Consider the following 4064-nt stretch of genomic DNA (forward strand, 5'->3'; position numbering starts at 1 on the left):
AGGGCGGCCCGTCCGATGCCTGCGGGTAGGCCGCTGGAGCCTGCCGGCGACGGCAGGCCGAGATGGATGACCGTCGCCCGGTCCGCCGCGAGGCGTCCCGGGAACAGGATCCGGCTTACATGCCAGCTCGTCCGCCATCGACTGCCCCGGTCCGCGGACCGGAGGCACACCGCAGCCGCTCCCGGCCATGCCGCGAGCCGCGGTCAGAATCCCGACGCGGCGTGGGAAACTGCTGCCCATACCCCGGCGACGGGGGTGAATACGCCGTATTCACCCCCAGCTGGTCGTCGGCAGGTGAATACGGCGTATTCACCCCACCTCCGAAGTACCGAACGGGAAAGCATACGGAGACTCACATGGCAAAGCTCTATGTTGTCGCCAACCAGAAAGGCGGCGTCGGAAAGACGACCGTCACCGTGCAGCTCGCCGCCACCACGGCGGAGAGCCTGCCCCCGCAGGTCGACCCCGACATCGAAGCCCAGCTCAAGGCCCTCAACCTCAGCGCCCCCGGTGCCGACGATCGCCTCACGCACCTGCTCGACCAGTACCGAGCGCAGGTGCTGGCCGTGTCCACCGACCCCCAGCAGTCGCTCATGGACTGGCTGAAGCAGGTTGAGAAGACGCTGCGCGCGGAGAAACGGCCCATCCCCATCGACTACGCCCAGGAACACCGCAACCCGAAGGTCCTGGCCAAGCTCAAGACCGCCAAGCAGTACCGGCGCATCTTCGTCGACTCCCCCGGCTGGCTGCCCGAAGAGGAAGACGGTCCGGACGAACCGGTCGGCCGGAACATTTTGAGGTCGACGCTGGAACACGCCGACCTCGCGATCGTGCCCCTGGAGCCGGAAGACCTGGCGTTTAAACCAGCTCTCCGGACCGTCAAAGAGATCATCGAGCCCACAGGCCTGCCTTATCTCGTCGTGATCAACAACTGGGACCCGCGCGACGGCAAAGAGGACCTGAACGACACCAGGGAACGGGTGCTGAAAGCCGGGATGCCGCTGGCCAACACCGTCGTCCGCCGATACAAGATCCACACGTCCGCGTCGAAGGCGGGCCGCTTGTGCACGACCTTCCCCAACAACCGGGTCGCACGCGAAGCCCGCACCGACTTCCTGCAGCTGGGGATGGAAATCGCCGTGAACGGGGGCGAGTGATGGGGCGGGTAGTCCTCACCGACGACGACGACGAACTGACGACGGTCGCCGTCAACGAGCGGATTCTGCCGCTCGGCGACATGCAGCCCAACCCGGAAAACCCGCGCCCGACCACGCAACAGACGGACGAAACCGCCGCGAGCCTGGTCGAACACGGGCAGCTGCACAACGTCAACGTGATGTCGTTGACCGTGTTCATCAGCCGGAAGCCGCACCTGGTCGACAAGCTCACCGACCAGCCGTTCGTGGTGCTCAACGGCAACCTGCGTCTCGCAGGCGCAGCCCAACTCGGGCTTCCGGGACTGCGGTACGAGCTGCACGACGAGTGGACCGAGAACCAGATTGACGAAGCGGTCATCGCGGAGAACGAACACCGCAAGGCCATGAACCCGCTGTTGCTGGGCCGGCACCTCAAGCGCATGCTCCCCCGCTACAACAACTCGGAGCGGGAACTGGCGAGGGCTCTGAAAAAGGCACCGGCCTGGGTGAACCACCGCATCGCGTTGACCAGGCTGGCGGAGCCGCTGCAGGACGCCATCGAAGCCGACCGGATCGGCTGGACGATCGCGCGCGAGTGCCCGCGGCTGCATCCGGAACTGCAAGAGCGGCTCGCCGCCGGCGAGCTTGCCGAGGACGTCGCGCGGCAGTGGCTGGTGGTCGACCGCCTGAGCAAAGCCGACCAGCTGGAGCGCTGGACCGCGATGACCGCAGTTGGCACCGGGGTGAATACGCCGTATTCACCCCACCACGAGAACGAGTCGGCCCCGGCCGGTGCCGACGCCGCGGAACAGACACCGGTCGCCCGGCCCAAGACGCCAGCCAAAACAGGCACGGCGAAGCGGGCGCAGCCGGGCCTGGTCATTCGCGTACCGGAACGCACCCCCGAGGCTGTGGCAACCGCCCTGCGCGGCCACCTGACCGAGGACGAACTCAACTCCGTGGTCGAACTGCTGATGTAGACAACGACTGATCTGCAAGTTCGACGGCCGGCACCCACTCGGGTGCCGGCCTTTTTACTGCTCTTCGGGGAACAGCTGCTGGCGAAGGGACGTGACCAGAAGGTGTTCAGGGACTGTTGGTCCCCGCTCCGCGTGCGGTCGAGGCAGTGCCGTTCAAGGTGACCGTCTTCGTGTGCTGTGGGTAATACCCATTTGCCCACAACCGGCGTAAGCTGGTGGCCTGAGTACGCAGCATTCGCCCGCACAGGAGGGCACCATGACCACGATTGAGGGTTTCCAGCCCGTTACCGAAGTCACCGCGGATGGCCGCGGACGCGTTGCCGTGGGTAAGGCCGGCGCGCACGCCGACGAGCGCTACGCGGTGTCCGCGAACGCCGAGGGCGCGATCTTGCTGACCCCGCTGGCCAGCATCCCCAAGCGTGAGTTGCTCGTGTGGGAGAACGACGAGCTGCGCGCGAGCCTGTTCCGCGGCCTGGCCGAGGCGGCCGAGGGCAAGGCCAGCGAGCTGGACTGGGTCACCGCCGATGTCGACCTTGACGAGGACACCGACGACGAGTGAGCGCGCCACCGTTCCGGCTGCTCTACACGTCGGAAACCAAAACAGTTCTGCGCGACCTCCGGGCGAAGGCCCAGTACGCCCAGAAGCTCAAAAAGGTGCGCAAGGCGCTGAAACGGCTCGAACAGGCAGGACCGTCGTACCCCGGCCTCAACACCCACCCGATGCAGTCCGTGCCCGGACCCGACGGCAAGACGCTGTTCCAGTCCTACGTCGAAAACCGCACCCCTGGTGCGTGGCGCATCTGGTGGATCTACGGCCCCGGTGAGGACGAGATCACGATCATCACCTTGGGACCGCACCCAGATTGATCCGCCGTCGTCCTTGGGACGCGCCGGATAGAAGGAAGGTCATCTACTTGCTGAACACCCAGACCAGCGGACTCGGAACCAATGCGAGTGACTGATATCGAGGTGTGGTGCCGCGCGAATCCGTACGACTCAGGTCGGCGACGGCTGTGGGCAGCTCCTGCTGCAGCCGCGTGGTTGGTCGAAGCAGCCGCGGTCGGAGTCGATGCCGAACCGCTGCCGGACGACCTGCCTGACCTGGATCGGTACGCCGGCCTCGTCCAGGTAGACGGTCGCCGCTATCTGCTCGCGGTCAGTTTGGACGACTCCACCGAGATGACAGTGCGCGCAGTGTCGGAAGATGAGGTGTTCAGGTCAATCCGTGCACGACAACACGGCCTCGACACGCGGCGTTTCGGCGATGAGCCGCCGTTCTAGTCCTGGGGTTAATGCTGGTGCGGCGAGAACGTCGCGTTTTGAGTCCCCCTCGTGTACGGGCGAGGTGTAACTACGCCGCCTTCGGGGACGTGACAGTTTCCTGATCAGGCCGCCTCTCTGTTCCTTCGTTCTCAATCCTGGCCGGCACCTCCTTTCCGTGGGGGGTGCCGGTCTTTTTTGTGCCCGCCTTCCCGGCCTGTCGTTCCGTGGGGCTGAGTTGGTCTGTGGGGGGTGTTTGTGGGTGGGTTGGTGTGGTTGGGCGGGTGGGTGTGTTGGGTGGTGGTGCGGCGTTCTGGGGGGTGGTTTCGGGGTTGTCGTGTCTTTGCCCTGTTTCCGGGGGGTGAATACGGCGTATTCACCCCCCGGGGCCTTGCTGGCTGGCGGTCGGTGTCTGTCTCGGGGGTGGCGGTGGTGGGGGAGGGACGTGACGTGTGCCTGTTCAGGCGTGTTTGTGGGGTCTTTGTGGGGCGGGTGGGGCGGAGCCCTGGTGTGGCGGGGTGCGGGCTGGTGTCCCGAGGTGGTGTGTGGGGGTCGTCGGCGTGCTGCTTTCGCCGCGGAGCGGGCGGGAGGCGGGGCTGTCCCTTGCCGCGGAGCGGCGGAGTCTGGGTGCCGGCTGGCTGTGTCGGGGGTGTGGGTGTCCTTTGTGGTGGTTCCGGGCGGGGGAGTG

5 protein-coding genes are annotated in these 4064 nt (G+C 66.2%); all 5 read left to right on the plus strand.

Annotated features, from left to right (window positions below):
• Positions 1-356 precede the first annotated feature (356 nt).
• The 5 genes from ACWGIC_RS44655 to ACWGIC_RS44675 all read left to right on the plus strand — a co-directional run bounded on the left by ACWGIC_RS44655 (position 357) and on the right by ACWGIC_RS44675 (position 3397).
• Positions 357-1157: a ParA family protein gene (locus ACWGIC_RS44655; RefSeq protein WP_452082016.1), complete on the plus strand. Its 801-nt coding sequence runs from the start codon at positions 357-359 to the stop codon at positions 1155-1157.
• Complete coding sequence (locus ACWGIC_RS44660; RefSeq protein WP_452082017.1) at positions 1157-2116, plus strand: hypothetical protein; 960 nt, start codon at positions 1157-1159, stop codon at positions 2114-2116. The genes ACWGIC_RS44655 and ACWGIC_RS44660 overlap by 1 nt, the downstream gene beginning before the upstream one ends.
• A 256-nt stretch (positions 2117-2372) precedes the next feature.
• A complete protein-coding gene (locus ACWGIC_RS44665) occupies positions 2373-2675 on the plus strand; it encodes a hypothetical protein (protein ID WP_452082018.1) in 303 nt (100 codons plus the stop codon).
• Positions 2672-2983, plus strand: coding sequence for a hypothetical protein (locus tag ACWGIC_RS44670; protein ID WP_452082019.1), 312 nt, complete (start codon positions 2672-2674; stop codon positions 2981-2983). Before ACWGIC_RS44665 ends, ACWGIC_RS44670 begins: the two co-directional genes overlap by 4 nt.
• Positions 2984-3070: 87 nt before the next feature.
• On the plus strand, positions 3071-3397 hold the full coding sequence (locus ACWGIC_RS44675; RefSeq protein ID WP_452082020.1) for a hypothetical protein: 327 nt from the start codon (positions 3071-3073) through the stop codon (positions 3395-3397).
• The last annotated feature ends 667 nt before the right edge of the window (positions 3398-4064 follow it).

This window comes from Amycolatopsis sp. NPDC054798, assembly GCF_053611505.1.